This is a genomic window from Pseudomonas sp. NPDC098740 (assembly GCF_044760065.1).
Lineage (GTDB): Bacteria > Pseudomonadota > Gammaproteobacteria > Pseudomonadales > Pseudomonadaceae > Aquipseudomonas > Aquipseudomonas rossensis.
Window position 1 is genome coordinate 1 of the sequence record NZ_JBIWAM010000038.1, and the last position, 14663, is coordinate 14663.

Below are 14663 nucleotides of genomic sequence, written 5' to 3' on the forward strand. Positions count from 1 at the left end.
CGTTCGGACGCAGCAGTCGTAAAACCTGAGTTTGCGGTCTTCCTGAAACACCGCATCGTCTGATTTCACGACTGCTACGTCCGAACGCGGCCCGAACCGAACGCAGGCTTCGCCAGCTGCTACGTATTGTGTCGCCCGCGCTGTTAAAGCGAAGCGAGGAACTTGTCGACCACCTGGCTGCTGCCGTTTTCGCTGCTGCTGTTTTCTTTCTCGGCCTGCGCCAGTTTGATCTTGTCTTGCATGCGCTCGGCAATCTCTTTACCGATCGCCAGTTGTTTTTCCGGCGGCACGGCTTTTAGATCATCTTCCGTCAGACCCATCTCTTGCAAAATACTGTCGCGCAACCGCTGTTCCGGTGTTTTGCTCATGTACTCCTTGAAGACGTCCGTGGCTGTTTCAACATCGGCCGGTAGTTGGGCGGACGAGGCTTGCAGTCCCACGCGGGTTTTCGCGAACGCTTCACCAACGTTGTCGCTGATCCGGGTCGCTTCGCTGACTTGTTGCGTTGCGATTTGGGTGGCGGAGTCCTGGACCTGCTTAGTGGTCTGCGCGTTTTGCGCCTGCACATTGTTTTGCAGGGCTCGCGCCAAGGAACAACCCGAGAAACGTCGCCGAGGCGAAAGCGGCCTGATCGGAGGGTTTATGGCGCGATCGAGATATCGAAGGTCTGAAACGCATCATCCACCGGCCGGTAACCCAACACCCGCATGGTTTCGCTGAGGTCCAGGCGCTTGAAGCGGTTGTTGGAAATGCCGTGGGCGATCAGGTGTTGCACGCCTTCGACTTCCACCGAACGCTGCAGCAACTGCACCGCATCGCGCGGGCTCAGCCAGGCGCTCAGGTCTCGGGCATTGGTCAGTTCATGACGGTCCGGGAATTCGAAAGCGCCGATCCGTATCGCGATGGTCGAGAGGTTGCGTTTGGCAGCATAGAACGCACACAACGCTTCGCCATAACACTTGCTGACGCCATACAGATTGGCCGGCATGACCTGCATGCCCGGGGCGATCTGCCGGTCCACCGGGTAGCCTTCGATGGTTTGCGCACTGCTGGCGAACACTAGTCGCTTGCAGCCAGCCGCCGCCGCGGCTTCGAACAGGTAAGTGGTGGCCAGAATGTTATTGGGCAGCAGCTCATTGAAAGTGGCAGTGGCGTGAGGAATACCGGCCAGGTGCACGATGACGTCGATCCCTTTCAATACTTCGCCCATGGCCGCGGGGTCGGACAGATCCAGGCTGACAAAACGGTGAGGCGCATCGACCGCAAAGTCGGGCTCGACGCGATCCGTCAGGACGAAGGTGTAGCGGTCTTTTGAGGCTTCGAAAAAGGTTTTGCCGATTCTGCCGCAGGCACCGGTCAGCAGTATGTTGAGTCCGTTCATGAGTCTCTCTTTTCAGGGTAGGAGTGTTGCGGGTTTGGCGTTATGGCAGGCCGTTGCAGCCGTGTTTCAGGAATCCCGGGCGTTGTGCCAACCGTTGGAAATACTCGTCGATGGCGGGGTAGTCGGGACGCTCCATCGGTGTCATCAGCCAGCGGTTGACCGACAGCCCGATGACGATGTCCGCCAGTGTGAAGTGTGGCCCGGCGACATACGCTTTGGTGGTCACGAGCTGATGCTCGAGGATACCCATCTTCTGGTTCCAGACACGCACGCCGGCGGCGATGTGATGCGGGTCCTGGAACTCCGGATCTTTGCGTACCAACGCCGTGAACGCGTAGCTCCAGGAGGCATTGAGTTCGGTCGCTTGCCAATCCATCCACTGTTCCACCCGAGCGCGCGCCGCCGGTTCGTGGGGCAGCAGATCGGTGTTGTGGTGTTTACCGGCCAGATAGCGGCAGATGGTGTTGGACTCCCACAGCACGCCGGCCTCATCGATGATCACGGGCACCAGTGCGTTGGGATTGAGCCTGAGAAACTCCGGCGTGTGGGTCGACGCATAACCGCCGCCCCAGTCTTCACGTTCGTAGGCAACACCCAGTTCCTCACAGGTCCACAGGACTTTTCTGACGTTGATGGACGAAGCTTTACCCAGAATCTTCAGTGCATGTTCCATTGAGCTACTCCGTTAGCGATTTGACGCTTCAGGAATCTAACAGACATTCAGCGTTTTCAAACCGGATCCGGCAGCGCCGAAGTTGGCAAACCAAACGTGCGATCAAACAACCAGTTGAAGGCAAAGGTGTAGCACGGGATGAAAATGATCAGCGCCGCGTCCAGCAGGAAGGCTTGCACCAGGCTGATGTTCATCCACCAGGCGATCAACGGGATGAGGAACACTATCAAGGTTAGTTGAAAACCCACGGCATGGGCGATGCGCCGTTTAACGGTGCGGGTTCGCGAAGGCTGACGACTTTCCCAGCGCTCAAACAGCGTGGTGTAGATGAAATTCCAGGTCACCGCAATGGTGGTGATGATCACTGCCAACGGGCCAGTGCTGCCGGGCGAGGTGCCGGACAACAACGCCAGCCCCAAGGCCGAGAAGGTCATGCCGATGACCTCGTAAAGGGACACGTAGAGCAGTTTTCGTTTAACGCCTTGCATGGGAATTGCCTCTTTCTGCGAACTTGACGCCAGGAGCACTGGTGAAGGCGGCGAAAGATAGCTTCAATAGGCGTGACAGAAAAAGTCGGTAGCTTTCAGTTTTATTGATAGGACGACGGATGAATTTCAATAGTGACAGCATCGAGTTGTTCCTCGCGGTGATCGAGCGCGGCTCGTTTTCCGCCGCTGCTCGGGCGCTGGGTAAAGTGCCGTCGGCGGTGAGCATGGGCATCGCCAACCTGGAAGCCGAACTTGGATATCCACTGTTCGATCGCAGCCATCGCGAGCCGGTGCCGACGGCGATGGCCAGCGCATTGGTGCCGCATGCGCGACTGATTGCCGAGCAGCTCAAACAGCTGCAAGTGCATGCGGTCGAGTTGTCGCTGGGGCTGGAAAGCAAGTTGTCGATCGGGGTCGTGGCGGACATCGACAAGGGCCGCGTGATGGCGGCGATCAAGGTCATCGCCGAGCGTCATCCGCTACTGGACATCGAAATGTTCAGCGCGCCGCAGGATGATGTGCTGGCGATGCTCCACAGCGGCCGGGTCAGCGTTTGCCTGGCGTTCGCCGGGCTGAGCCTGAACGTGCTGGAGCGGTTCCAGTTCGTTGGCACCGAACGGATGATCGCCACGCTGGCGGCGGACAATCCGTTGTTTCAAGGCCAGGATGTGTATCTCGAAGATTTGGTCCACGTACGGCAAATCATCGTCGCCAGCCGCGACCTGCCGATCAGCGAAACCCGGCCACTGGTGGCCGAGTCTTACTGGCGCACCGACACCTTGGCCATGGCGCTGGAAATGGTCGAAGCCGGATTGGGCTGGGGCAATTTTCCACTGTCGGTGGTCCAGTCGTTGCTGGATGCTGGAAGGCTCAAGCGCCTGAGCTTTCGCAACATCGAGAACGGGTTGGTGCTGCCGGTGCATGCGGTGTGGCTCAAGAGCCAGCCGTTGCAAAAAGGGGCGTTGGCGTTTGTGCAACTCATGTCCAACGCGTAACCCCTGTAGGAGCTGCCGAAGGCTGCGATCTTTTGATCTTGATTTTCAGCGATTCCGAAATGATCAAAATCAAAAGATCGCAGCCTTTGGCAGCTCCTACAGGGAGCAATGTGCCAGTGGCAAACTACGTACTCTCCCTCACCTTCAACTCAAACCCCATGTCCTGCACCGGTTTGGCCACCGTGTTGCCAGCCATCAACGTCAACATCTGCTCCGCCGCGCGGCGGCCGATGGCTTCTCGCGGGGTGCTGATGCTGCTCAGGCGCGGCACCATGTGGGCCGAGGCCGGCAGGTCGTTGAAGCCGAGGATCGCCACTTGTTCGGGGATCTTGATCCCGCAGCGCATGGCTTCGAGCAGTGCGCCCTGGGCCAGGTCGTCGTTGCCGAAGAAGATCGCGTCGACATCGGGATGAGTGGCGAGCAGTTGCAGGAACAGTTCGCCACCAAGGCCGACGGAGGAAGAGCGAGGTGTCAGCACTTCCAGGTCCGGGTCATACAAACCGGCCTTTTGCAGGGCTTTGCGGAAACCTTCGCCGCGCAGCAACGTGCGTTGATCCAGTTGCGCGCCGATGTAGGCCAGACGCTTACGACCGCGGGACAGCAAATGCCCGGCCGCTGTCTCGCCGGCAGCGAGTTGTGAAAAGCCCACGCAATTGAGCCCGGCTGCGCTGTCCAGTTCCATCATGTACACGCACGGAATGTTGCTGGCCTCGATCATCCGGCGCGAACTTTCGGTGCGGTCGAAACCGGTCAGCAGCAAACCGCGAGGCTGATACGCCATGTAGTTGCGCAGCAGGTTTTCTTCTTCATCACGTGAGTAATGGAAGTTCCCGATCAGCACTTCGAAGCCTTTTGGGCGCAAAACCTGATGAATGGCTTCCAGCGTGTCGATGAACAGTAAGTTGGACAGCGACGGCACCAAAACCACCACCGAATGGCTCTGGGCCGAGGCTAACGCGCGGGCGGCAGGGTTGACCACGTAGTTGAGTTCAAGCGCCGCTTTCTGCACTTTTTCCACCAGTTCGGTGGCCACCGTGCTGACCCCGCGCAGGGCGCGAGAGGCGGTGATCGGGCTGACACCGGCCAGGCGTGCGACTTCGTTCAAAGTGGGGCGGCCAGTGGTGCGCGTATTTTTATCGTTTTTAGAGGAGATCATCGGACGGCTTGCCAAACAAAATTCGAGGCACTAAGGTAGCGCTGTCTCGACGTAGCTGCAAATGCGTGAGCGGGGTTTGCCTGATCCCCGTTTTTTGGCGTTGGGAACGAACATGCTGCAACCCACAAAAATGACAAGAAGGCGTCGGCAACTTCTGCTTTTTCTAGTGTCATAACTGGCAAAGGTAGCGCTGTCTGCGCGCTGAGGTGTTACATGAATCATCCCATCACCGCCCTGGTCATCATGGGCGTTGCCGGTTGCGGCAAGACTTGCGTCAGCGAGGCCTTGTGCCAACTCAGCGGCGCGACCGCCATTGAAGGCGACACTTTCCACCCTGCCGCCAATATCGAAAAGATGAGCGCAGGTATCCCCCTGAACGACGACGACCGTGCCGGCTGGCTCGACAGCCTGTGCGATGAATTGCGCCGCATCGACGCCAAGGGCGAACGCCCGGTGCTGACCTGCTCGGCCCTCAAACACAATTACCGTGAACGTCTGCGCAGCGCCTTGCCGGGCCTGGGCTTCGTGTTCCTTGAACTGACCCCTGAAGTCGCCGCCGATCGTGTCTCCCATCGGCCGGGCCACTTCATGCCGTCAACGTTGATCGACAGCCAGTTCGCCACCCTTGAATCGCCCGTTGGCGAGCCCCTGACCCTGGCTCTGGACGCTTCGAACTACAGCGTCGACCAATTGGCGAAGCAAGCTCATGACTGGTGGCAGGCTCATGGCCTGAAACACGCCGTATGAGTTTTGCCAGAAGAGATAGCGCTGTCCTGTTGGCTTGCGAATTACTCGCTTTAATAACAACAACAACCAGGAGACACCCCTAATGTTTGGCATGTCCCACGAGACGTTCCTGCTGCTCGATGCAGTGGTCACGGTGATCGGGCTTATCGTCCTGATTACCAAGTTCAAGTTTCACCCGTTCATTGCCCTGATCATCGCCGCAGCCTTTCTCGGGCTGACCTCCGGCATGCCAATTGGCACCATCATCAAGGCGTTCCAGGACGGCTTCGGTGGGGTGCTCGGTTTCGTCGGGATCATCCTCGCGCTGGGCACGATGCTCGGCAAAATGATGGCCGAGTCGGGCGGGGCGGATCAGATTGCCCAAACCCTGATTCGTGCGTTCGGCAAGGACAAGGTGCAGTGGGCGATGATGTTCGCGGCCTTCCTGGTCGGCATTCCGCTGTTCTTCGAAATCGGCTTCGTGCTGCTGATTCCGCTGGTGTTCATCGTGGCCCGGCGTACAGGCGTGTCGATCATCAAGATCGGTATCCCGCTGCTGGCCGGTCTGTCCGCCGTGCACGGTCTGGTTCCACCGCACCCGGGTCCGTTGCTGGCCATCGGCGTGTTCGGTGCCGACATCGGTAAAACCATTCTCTACGGCCTGATCGTTGCGCTGCCGACGGCCATCATCGCCGGCCCGATCTACGGCACGTTCATTGCCAAGTACATTCCGGGGCATCCTAACCAGGAACTGGTCGATCAACTGGCGCGTGATAACGATTCTGCCGATCTCCCGAGCTTCGCCATCACCTTGATCACCGTGCTGTCGCCGGTGTTCCTGATGCTGCTCAAGACCTTTGCCGATGTGGTGCTGCCGGAGGGCAACTTCTTCCGCACTTTCATGGACCTGATCGGTCATCCGATCTCGGCACTGCTGCTGGCGTTGCTGCTGTCGCTGTACACCTTCGGTTACAAGCAGGGCATCGGCTCCAACCAGATGCTCAAATGGTTGGATGCCAGCCTTGCGCCAACCGCCGCAATCATCCTGATCATCGGTGCCGGTGGTGGCTTCAAGCAGATGCTGGTGACCAGCGGCGTTGGTAATGTCATCGGCAACATGGCGGTGGAAGCGCAGATCTCGCCAATCCTTCTGGCCTGGCTGGTAGCCGCGGTGATTCGTATCGCGACCGGTTCTGCAACCGTGGCCACCATTACAGGCGCGGGCATCGTGGTGCCGGTGGTGGGGATGATTCCAGGTGTGAACCGTGAGCTGCTGGTACTGGCGACCGGTGCCGGTTCGTTGATCCTGTCTCACGTCAACGACGCGGGTTTCTGGCTGGTGAAGCAGTACTTCAACATGACCGTGGCGGAAACCTTCAAGACCTGGACCGCGATGGAAACCATCCTGTCCGTGGTGGGTCTGGGCTTTATCCTGCTGTTGTCGTTGTTCGTCTGACACAAACGCCAAACACAAAAAAACCGCAGCGATGCGGTTTTTTTGTGGGTGATAAATCGAAATCCCTGTAGGAGCTGTCGAGTGAAACGAGGCTGCGATCTTTTGATTTTGTTTTTTTAGATCAAGATCAAAAGATCGCAGCCTCGTTTCACTCGACAGCTCCTACAGTGTTAGGTGTTAGGTGTTAGGTGTTAGGTGTCAGGCGTTGGTTTTGGTGATCAACCCATCCGCCCGGAACATCCCGCGAATCCCGCGTATGGCCTGACGAATCCGGTCCTGGTTTTCGATCAGCGCGAAGCGCACGTGATCGTCACCATACTCACCAAACCCCACGCCCGGCGAGACGCAAACCTTGGCCTCGGCCAACAGTTTTTTAGCGAACTCCAGCGAGCCCAAATGCGCATACGCCTCGGGGATTTTCGCCCAGACATACATCGACGCTTTTGGGTTCTCGACCATCCAGCCCAGTTCATGCAGGCCTTTGACCAGCACGTTGCGACGCTGACGATACTGCTCGGCGATGTCTTTGACGCACTGCTGATCACCTTCCAGCGCCGCAATGGCCGCGACTTGCAGCGGGGTGAACGTGCCGTAGTCGTGATAACTCTTGATCCGCGCAAGGGCGTTGACCAGTTCGGCGTTGCCAACCATGAAACCGATGCGCCAGCCCGCCATGTTGTAGCTCTTGGACAGGGTGAAAAACTCCACCGCAATGTCCTTGGCGCCCGGCACTTGCATGATCGACGGGGCTTTCCAGCCGTCGTAGACGATGTCGGCGTAGGCGAGATCGTGCACCACCAAAACGTCGTACTGTTTGGCGAGGGCGATCACCCGCTCGAAGAAATCCAGCTCCACGCACTGGGCGGTGGGATTCGACGGGAAGCCGAGGATCATCATTTTCGGTTTCGGAATCGAGCCGCGAATGGCGCTTTCCAGTTCGGCGAAGAAGTCCACGCCCGGAATCAACGGCACCGAACGCACCTGAGCGCCGGCAATCACCGCGCCGTAGATGTGAATCGGATAGCTCGGGTTCGGCACCAGAACGGTGTCGCCCTGGTCGAGGGTGGCCAGCATCAAATGCGCCAGGCCTTCCTTGGAACCGATGGTGACAATGGCTTCGCTTTCCGGGTCGATGTCGACCTCGTAGCGATCCTTGTACCAATTGGAAATCGCACGGCGCAGACGCGGAATGCCCTTGGACGTCGAATAACCGTGGGTGTCTTCGCGCTGGGCGACGGTGACGAGTTTTTCGACGATGTGCGGCGGTGTCGGGCCGTCGGGGTTGCCCATGCTGAAGTCGATGATGTCTTCGCCACGACGACGGGCGGCCATCTTCAGCTCGGCAGTGATGTTGAATACGTAAGGGGGGAGTCGATCTATGCGCGCAAAGCGGCGCGGCGAACCTGGGTTAGCCATTGTTGCCTCGGATAACGTGAGCGCCCGGAACCGTCCGAGCGACGCTGGTCACTGCGGTGACCTGTGGCGGAATGTAAGGGCTGATGTGGCAAACTGTCCAGCGACTATGTAAACAAATTTGTCCGAAGGAAATCGGTTGATGGAATTTACCAGTGGCTTCTTGCTGAGCCTTTCGCTGTGCCTGGACATCGGCGTGGCCAACATCGCGATGATCACGTTGGCGATGCAACGTGGCTATTTTCAAGGCTTCGCGCTGGGTTTGGGGACCTGTGTCGGCGACTTGATCTACGCCGTGCTGGCCTTGGCCGGGATGACCGTTTTGCTGCAATACGAAAGCGTGCGCTGGGTGCTGTGGATCGGAGGTTCGGCGCTGTTGTTGTACTTCGCGGCGAAGATGATCTATTCGGCGATTCACCATGAGGCGGTATTGGCGCAGGCCGAAGCCGTGGGTCAGAACTCCCATCGACGGGAGTTTTTCCGCGGGATCTTCCTCGCCATGTCGTCACCCAGTGCCATTCTCTGGTTCGCGGCGGTGGGCGGCACATTGATCGCTCGTTCCGGCGGCGGTGGCGCACTCAGCTCGGCGCTGTTTCTCGGCGGGTTTCTCTGCGCCGGGGTGCTCTGGTGCGTCGCTTTGTGCTTCGCAGCGAGTCACGGCGGTAAGTTGCTGGGTGACAAACTGCTGCGTTACTCCTATCTGGCATCGGCGGCGATCTTCTGTTATTTCGCGGTCTACGTGATCCTATCGGGGTATAACGAGTTCGTCGGCGCAGGTGCTGTCGAGCAGTTGCATGCACTGTAACTGGGCGAATTCGGTTTGGGTTCTATACTCCCAGCCGAACCCACTTTTTTGTTCCAGGAGTTGAGTCATGGATGAGCAAACACGCGTCGAAACGGCCAAACCACGCTTCGAGCACGGGCACTTCCTGCTCATTGCAGGGCTTGGCGGCCGATTTACTGCAGACACCACTAAAGGCATTCCCGATCTCTGGGAGAAATTCATTCCCGAGATTGGCAAAATTCCCGGTCAAAAAAACGAAGTGACCTACGGCATCTGTTGCAATCCGGATGGCAAGGGCGGCTTCGAATACATTGCCGGCATCGAGATCGACAAACTCGACGACCTGCCGGAGAAATACCGTTGGGTCGAGGTCCAGCCTCAGCACTACGCCGTGTTCGAGCACAAAGGCTCTCTCGATCAGTTGCCCCAGACCTTCCAATACATCTGGAAAACCTGGCTGCCGCAGTCCGGTTATCAGGCGGCGGATGCGCCGGAATTCGAACGCTACAGCGAAGACTTCAACCCGAAGCTCAACACCGGTGTGCTGGAAATCTGGCTGCCACTCAAATCGTAATGAGCCGACTCCGGGACGGGCACTTCACAGTGCCCGTCCAAGGCTGTCGTTGACTCCTCGCATCACCCCTCGCACACCGTCCGTTTCGCTCGTTCTATACGCCGTCTTAATACCGCTGCCCCCAATCAGTGTCCGTCCTTGATACCCCCTCACTTACCCTGCAAGGCGCAGATGAGAGCGTGAATTCAGTGCGTTTTTTGTACTGACGCTCTCAGCCGGTACCCGATTGCGGGTGTCCTTTCGTTTTGTCAGGGGGAGCTGTCTTGTTAACACTCGAGTTCATTTACATCGCCAGCGGCCTGTGTGCCGCCCTGTTGTTTGCCTACCTGGGTTACGCGCTTATCCGTGCAGAGAAGTTTTGATGGCCGCAGTCATTGCGGCACAGGCTTTTTTATCAGCCCGCCAGGGCGGTCTTGAGAAAGGAAATCGGCAATGTACGACCTGATTTTTATGGGGGTTAGCGTGGTGTTTTTTGCTGCGACAGCCATGGTCATCGTCGCCATGGGCAAGATTTGAACGGAGCATCGACATGTTGAGCACTATGCTGGAATTTGCGGTGATTCTCGGGTTGATGACCGGACTCGCCGTGTTGATGGGTAAGTGGCTGACGCTGGTATTTACCGGGCGTAACCATGCCTTGGCGGAGCGCGCTACTTATCGTCTGCTGGGGATCGATACGGCCGAAACCATGGGCTGGGCACGTTATGGCTCGGCCCTGCTGCTGTCTAACGCGGCGATGATGTTGCTGGGTTACATCGTGTTGCGCCTGCAGGTTTTCATGCCGCTCAACCCCTTGGGGCTGAGCGCGCAAACACCGGATCTGGCTTTCAACACCGCGGCGTCGTTTATCACCAACACCAACTGGCAGGCGTATTCAGGTGAAACCAGCCTGTCCAACTTCAGCCAGATGGCGGTCATTACCTTCCTGATGTTCGTCGGCGCAACAGCGGGCGTTGTGGCGGCGGCGGGTTTCATTCGCGGCCTCAGTCGGTCGAATTCCGCTGATATCGGCAACTACTGGGTGGACTTCACTCGCACGCTGTACCGGGTAATGCTGCCGCTGTGTTTTGGCATGGCGCTGGTTTATGTCTGGCAAGGCATGCCGCAAACCCTGAATTCCCAGGCCCTGGCCACCACTCTGGAAGGTGCACAGCAGCAGTTGATCGTCGGCGCGGTGGCGAGCTTTGAGTCAATCAAGCACATCGGCACCAATGGCGGCGGCTTTTTCAGCATGAACGCCGCGCACCCGTTCGAGAACCCGACGCCACTGACGAACATGCTGCATATCCTCAGCATGCTGCTGATCCCGTCGGCGCTGACGTACACCTTCGGCAGCATGCTGATGCGTCGACGTCAGGGCTGGGTGTTCTTTGGCACGTTCCTGGTGATGTTCGTCGGCTTTCTGAGCATCGTTTACACGGCTGAACAAAGTGGCAACCCGCTGCTGACCCGGGTGGGCGCGGACCAGGTGCTGTCGGCCACCCAGAGGGGCGGCAACATGGAAGGCAAAGAGCTGCGTTTCGGGATTGCCGACACCAGCCTGTTCGTGACCACCACCACTGGCGCAACCACCGGCTCGGTGAACGCCATGCACGACTCGCTGACGCCCATGGGCGGATTCGTACCGCTAGCCCAGATGATGCTCAATTGCGTGTTCGGTGGCGACGGCGTGGGGTTTATCAACCTGATCCAGTACGCGCTGCTGACGGTGTTTCTGGTGGGGATGATGATCGGCCGCAGTCCCGAATTCCTCGGCAAGAAGATCGAGGCACGGGAGATCAAGCTGGTCATGCTCTCGGTACTGGCGCACCCCATCTGCATCCTCGGCTTCACCGCTCTGGCAACACTCTGGCCTGACACCCTGAACAGCCTCAACAACCAGGGGCCCCATGGCTTCAGCGAGGTGCTTTATGCCTATACCTCGGGCACTGCCAACAACGGTTCGGCGTTCGCCGGATTGAATGCCAATACGCCGTTCTTCAACACCACAATCGGTCTTGCCATGTTGCTCGGACGCTTCTTCACCATGCTGCCGATGCTCGCGGTCGCCGGTTCTCTGGCGATGAAAAAGAACATCCCGGCCGGTGCCGGCACCATCCCGACCGCCACACCGCTGTTCATGTTCCTGGTGGTGTTCGTGGTGCTGGTGGTGGGCGGTCTGACTTTCCTGCCGGCGCTCGCGCTCGGCCCGCTGGTCGAGCAACTGCAGTTGCTGTCTGGCCAGACCTACAAGTAAGGGGGCTGTGATGACTCAAGTACAAACCAAAACCAAGGTGCAATTTCTGTTTGTCGGCCTGTTGCGCCCGGTGCTGATTTCGGCGGCGTTCTTCATGCTGCTGACCGGGCTGGCCTATCCGTTGTTCACCACGCTGGTGGCCAACGTGTTGTTCCCGTTTCAGGCCCAGGGCAGCCTGGTTGAACGGGATGGGTTGGTGATCGGTTCGGCGGTGATCGGCCAGCATTTCACCCGCCCCGAGTATTTCCAGGGCCGTGCGAGCATGACCCTCGGCGCAGATCCACTGGACCCGAGCAAAAGCGTGGCGCAGCCGTATAACGCAGGTTCCAGTGGCGCCAGCAACCTTGGCCCTACCAGCCAGAAGTTGATCGATGCTGTGGCCGTGCGGGTCGAAGCCTACCGCCGGCAAAACGGCCTGGCGGCAGATGCGCAGGTGCCGGTGGATGCGGTCACCTCGTCGGCTTCAGGCCTGGACCCGCACATTTCGGTGGCCAACGCACAGATTCAGGCGGTGCGCGTCGCACGTCTGCGCCACCTGCCGCAAGCCGATCTGTTGAAGCTGGTGAATACCCACACCGAACAACGCACCTTCGGCCTGCTCGGCGAACCCCGAATCAATGTGCTGCAACTCAACCTCGCGCTGGATGCTCTGGCGCCTGCGCATCAGCCACCCCTTGCGGCCAGTGAGTAAGAGAAACAACCATGAGTAAGCAAGCTCGTTTGCCTTTGTTCGACCGTGGGTTGTTGCTCACGGCGTGCCTGGATGCCTTCAAGAAGTTGCTGCCCCAGGCGCAGTGGAAGAACCCGGTGATGTTTGTGGTGTACCTGGGCAGCATTCTCACCACGCTGTTGTGGTTTCAATCACTGGGCGGCAAGGGTGAAGCCCCCAGTGGCTTCATTCTCAGCATCACGTTGTGGCTGTGGTTCACCGTGCTGTTCGCCAACTTCGCCGAAGCCCTGGCCGAGGGCCGCAGTCGGGCCCAGGCGGCCAGCTTGCGCGGGATGAAGCGCCAGACCCTGGCCAAGCTGTTGAAGCAACCCCGGCATGGTTCCGCCTGGATGCCGATGCCTTCCAGCGAACTGCTCAAGGACAATGTGGTGTTGATCGAGGCTGGCGATCTGGTGCCCCTCGATGGCGTGGTGATCGAAGGCGTGGCGTCGGTTGATGAAAGCGCGATTACCGGAGAATCGGCACCGGTGATTCGCGAGGCGGGCGGCGACTTTTCATCGGTAACCGGTGGGACAAAAGTGCTGTCGGACTGGCTGGTGGTGCGCATCAGTGTCAACCCGGGCGAGTCATTTCTGGATCGCATGATTTCCATGGTCGAAACCGCGAAACGCCAGAAGACTCCCAATGAGGTGGCGCTGAACATTCTGCTGGTGGGCCTGACATTTTTGTTTCTGCTGGTGATCGTGACCCTGGGTCCGTCCTCGATGTTTGCGGTGGCCATGAGCGGAGGCGACGTGGTCAGCGCAACGGTACTGGTGGCGCTGCTGGTTTGCCTGATCCCCACGACCATTGGCGGTCTGTTGTCGGCGATCGGTGTGGCGGGCATGAGCCGGATGATGTCGGCCAACGTCATTGCCACCTCCGGGCGAGCCGTTGAAGCGGCGGGCGACATTGACGTCCTGCTGCTGGACAAGACCGGCACCATCACGCTGGGTAACCGCCAGGCCAGCAGTTTCCTGCCGGCGCCCGGGGTTAAGGAGTCGGAACTGGCCGACGCTGCGCAACTGGCCTCGCTGGCCGACGAAACGCCGGAGGGGCGCAGTATCGTGGTGCTTGCCAAGCAGAAGTTCGACCTGCGGGCGCGGGACCTCAATGCCCTGGGTGCGAGCTTCGTGCATTTCACCGCGCAAACCCGCATGAGCGGCGTCGATCTGGCCGGTGGCCGGAGCATCCGCAAGGGTGCGGCAGATGCCATTCGCCTGCACATCGAGGCGCTGGGCGGCAGCTTCCCGTCCGCGTTGCAGGCCAGGGTCGATGAAGTCTCGCGTCGCGGCAGCACACCGCTGGTTGTGTGTGATGGCCAACAGGCATTGGGCGTAGTGGAGCTCAAGGACGTGGTCAAGGGTGGTATCAAGGAGCGCTTTGCCGAACTGCGGCGCATGGGGATCAAGACCGTCATGATCACCGGCGACAACCGCCTGACGGCGGCAGCGATTGCCGTGGAAGCCGGGGTTGACGATTTTCTCGCCGAGGCTCGGCCGGAAGACAAGCTACAACTGATCCGCGACTACCAGGCCCAGGGCAAGCTGGTGGCCATGACCGGAGACGGCACCAACGATGCGCCGGCACTGGCTCAGGCAGACGTGGCGGTGGCCATGAACAGTGGTACTCAGGCCGCCAAGGAAGCGGGCAACATGGTCGATCTGGACAGCAACCCGACCAAGCTGATCGAAGTGGTTGAAGTCGGCAAACAGATGCTCATGACGCGCGGCGCGTTGACCACCTTCAGCGTGGCCAACGATGTGGCCAAGTATTTTGCTATCGTACCGGCCGCATTCGTCGCGACCTACCCGCAACTGGGCGCACTGAACGTGATGCACCTGAGCAGCCCGAACTCGGCGATTCTCAGCGCGGTGATCTTCAATGCCTTGATCATCGTGTTTCTGATCCCGCTGGCGCTCAAGGGCGTGACCTACCGAGCCATCGGCGCGGCGGCGTTGCTCAATCGCAACCTGCTGATCTATGGCCTGGGTGGCGTGCTGGTGCCGTTCGCGGGGATCAAGGTGATCGACATGCTGTTGGCCGGGCTCGGCCTGGTTTGAAAGGACTGA

The 14663-nt window shown here is 59.1% G+C and carries 14 protein-coding genes and 1 pseudogene; 9 read left to right on the top strand and 6 right to left on the bottom strand.

Annotated elements, in window-relative coordinates; genetic code table 11:
* Positions 1–143: 143 nt before the first annotated feature.
* The 4 genes and pseudogenes from ACIQU2_RS27645 to ACIQU2_RS27660 all read right to left on the bottom strand — a co-directional run.
* A pseudogene (locus ACIQU2_RS27645) lies at positions 144–590 on the bottom strand (hypothetical protein); the annotation flags it as partial.
* A gap of 50 nt (positions 591–640) precedes the next feature.
* Positions 641–1381 (bottom strand): NAD(P)-dependent oxidoreductase, encoded by a 741-nt coding sequence (locus ACIQU2_RS27650; protein WP_347805369.1) that lies wholly within the window; start codon positions 1379–1381, stop codon positions 641–643.
* Between the two features lie 40 nt (positions 1382–1421).
* Complete coding sequence (locus ACIQU2_RS27655) at positions 1422–2054, bottom strand: glutathione S-transferase family protein (RefSeq protein WP_403145557.1); 633 nt, start codon at positions 2052–2054, stop codon at positions 1422–1424.
* Between the two features lie 56 nt (positions 2055–2110).
* Positions 2111–2542: a PACE efflux transporter gene (locus ACIQU2_RS27660; protein ID WP_046049513.1), complete on the bottom strand. Its 432-nt coding sequence runs from the start codon at positions 2540–2542 to the stop codon at positions 2111–2113.
* A 119-nt stretch (positions 2543–2661) separates the two neighbouring features.
* Between ACIQU2_RS27660 and ACIQU2_RS27665 the strand changes: the two genes are divergently transcribed.
* Positions 2662–3537: a LysR family transcriptional regulator gene (locus ACIQU2_RS27665; RefSeq protein ID WP_403145560.1), complete on the top strand. Its 876-nt coding sequence runs from the start codon at positions 2662–2664 to the stop codon at positions 3535–3537.
* 124 nt (positions 3538–3661) lie between these two features.
* On the opposite strand, the gene ACIQU2_RS27670 is transcribed toward ACIQU2_RS27665, so the two are convergent.
* Complete coding sequence (locus tag ACIQU2_RS27670; RefSeq protein WP_403145563.1) at positions 3662–4693, bottom strand: LacI family DNA-binding transcriptional regulator; 1032 nt, start codon at positions 4691–4693, stop codon at positions 3662–3664.
* Positions 4694–4906: 213 nt separating this feature from the next.
* Here ACIQU2_RS27670 and ACIQU2_RS27675 point away from each other — a divergent pair, with 213 nt between their 5' ends.
* Together ACIQU2_RS27675 and ACIQU2_RS27680 are read left to right on the top strand one after the other, a co-directional pair.
* Positions 4907–5440, top strand: coding sequence for a gluconokinase (locus ACIQU2_RS27675; protein ID WP_403145566.1), 534 nt, complete (start codon positions 4907–4909; stop codon positions 5438–5440).
* Positions 5441–5522: 82 nt separating this feature from the next.
* Positions 5523–6875: a GntP family permease gene (locus ACIQU2_RS27680; protein ID WP_403145569.1), complete on the top strand. Its 1353-nt coding sequence runs from the start codon at positions 5523–5525 to the stop codon at positions 6873–6875.
* A gap of 198 nt (positions 6876–7073) precedes the next feature.
* Here ACIQU2_RS27680 and alaC read toward each other — a convergent pair whose 3' ends face one another.
* The gene (alaC, locus tag ACIQU2_RS27685; protein ID WP_347805375.1) at positions 7074–8291 is read right to left on the bottom strand and encodes an alanine transaminase; all 1218 of its coding nucleotides are present in this window, start codon (positions 8289–8291) and stop codon (positions 7074–7076) included.
* Between the two features lie 139 nt (positions 8292–8430).
* Between alaC and ACIQU2_RS27690 the strand changes: the two genes are divergently transcribed.
* From ACIQU2_RS27690 to kdpB, 6 genes are all read left to right on the top strand, one after another.
* Positions 8431–9093, top strand: a complete 663-nt coding sequence (locus ACIQU2_RS27690) for a LysE family translocator (protein WP_403145571.1) — start codon at positions 8431–8433, stop codon at positions 9091–9093.
* Positions 9094–9160: 67 nt separating this feature from the next.
* Positions 9161–9646: a GyrI-like domain-containing protein gene (locus ACIQU2_RS27695; protein ID WP_403145574.1), complete on the top strand. Its 486-nt coding sequence runs from the start codon at positions 9161–9163 to the stop codon at positions 9644–9646.
* 314 nt (positions 9647–9960) lie between these two features.
* Positions 9961–10008, top strand: a complete 48-nt coding sequence (locus tag ACIQU2_RS27700) for a potassium-transporting ATPase subunit F (RefSeq protein WP_232243865.1) — start codon at positions 9961–9963, stop codon at positions 10006–10008.
* Between the two features lie 167 nt (positions 10009–10175).
* Entirely contained in the window at positions 10176–11882 is a 1707-nt protein-coding gene (kdpA, locus tag ACIQU2_RS27705) for a potassium-transporting ATPase subunit KdpA (protein WP_403145577.1), read from the top strand.
* A gap of 10 nt (positions 11883–11892) precedes the next feature.
* The gene (gene kdpC / locus ACIQU2_RS27710) at positions 11893–12573 is read left to right on the top strand and encodes a K(+)-transporting ATPase subunit C (RefSeq protein ID WP_347805379.1); all 681 of its coding nucleotides are present in this window, start codon (positions 11893–11895) and stop codon (positions 12571–12573) included.
* A gap of 11 nt (positions 12574–12584) precedes the next feature.
* The gene (kdpB, locus tag ACIQU2_RS27715) at positions 12585–14654 is read left to right on the top strand and encodes a potassium-transporting ATPase subunit KdpB (RefSeq protein ID WP_403145581.1); all 2070 of its coding nucleotides are present in this window, start codon (positions 12585–12587) and stop codon (positions 14652–14654) included.
* The last annotated feature ends 9 nt before the right edge of the window (positions 14655–14663 follow it).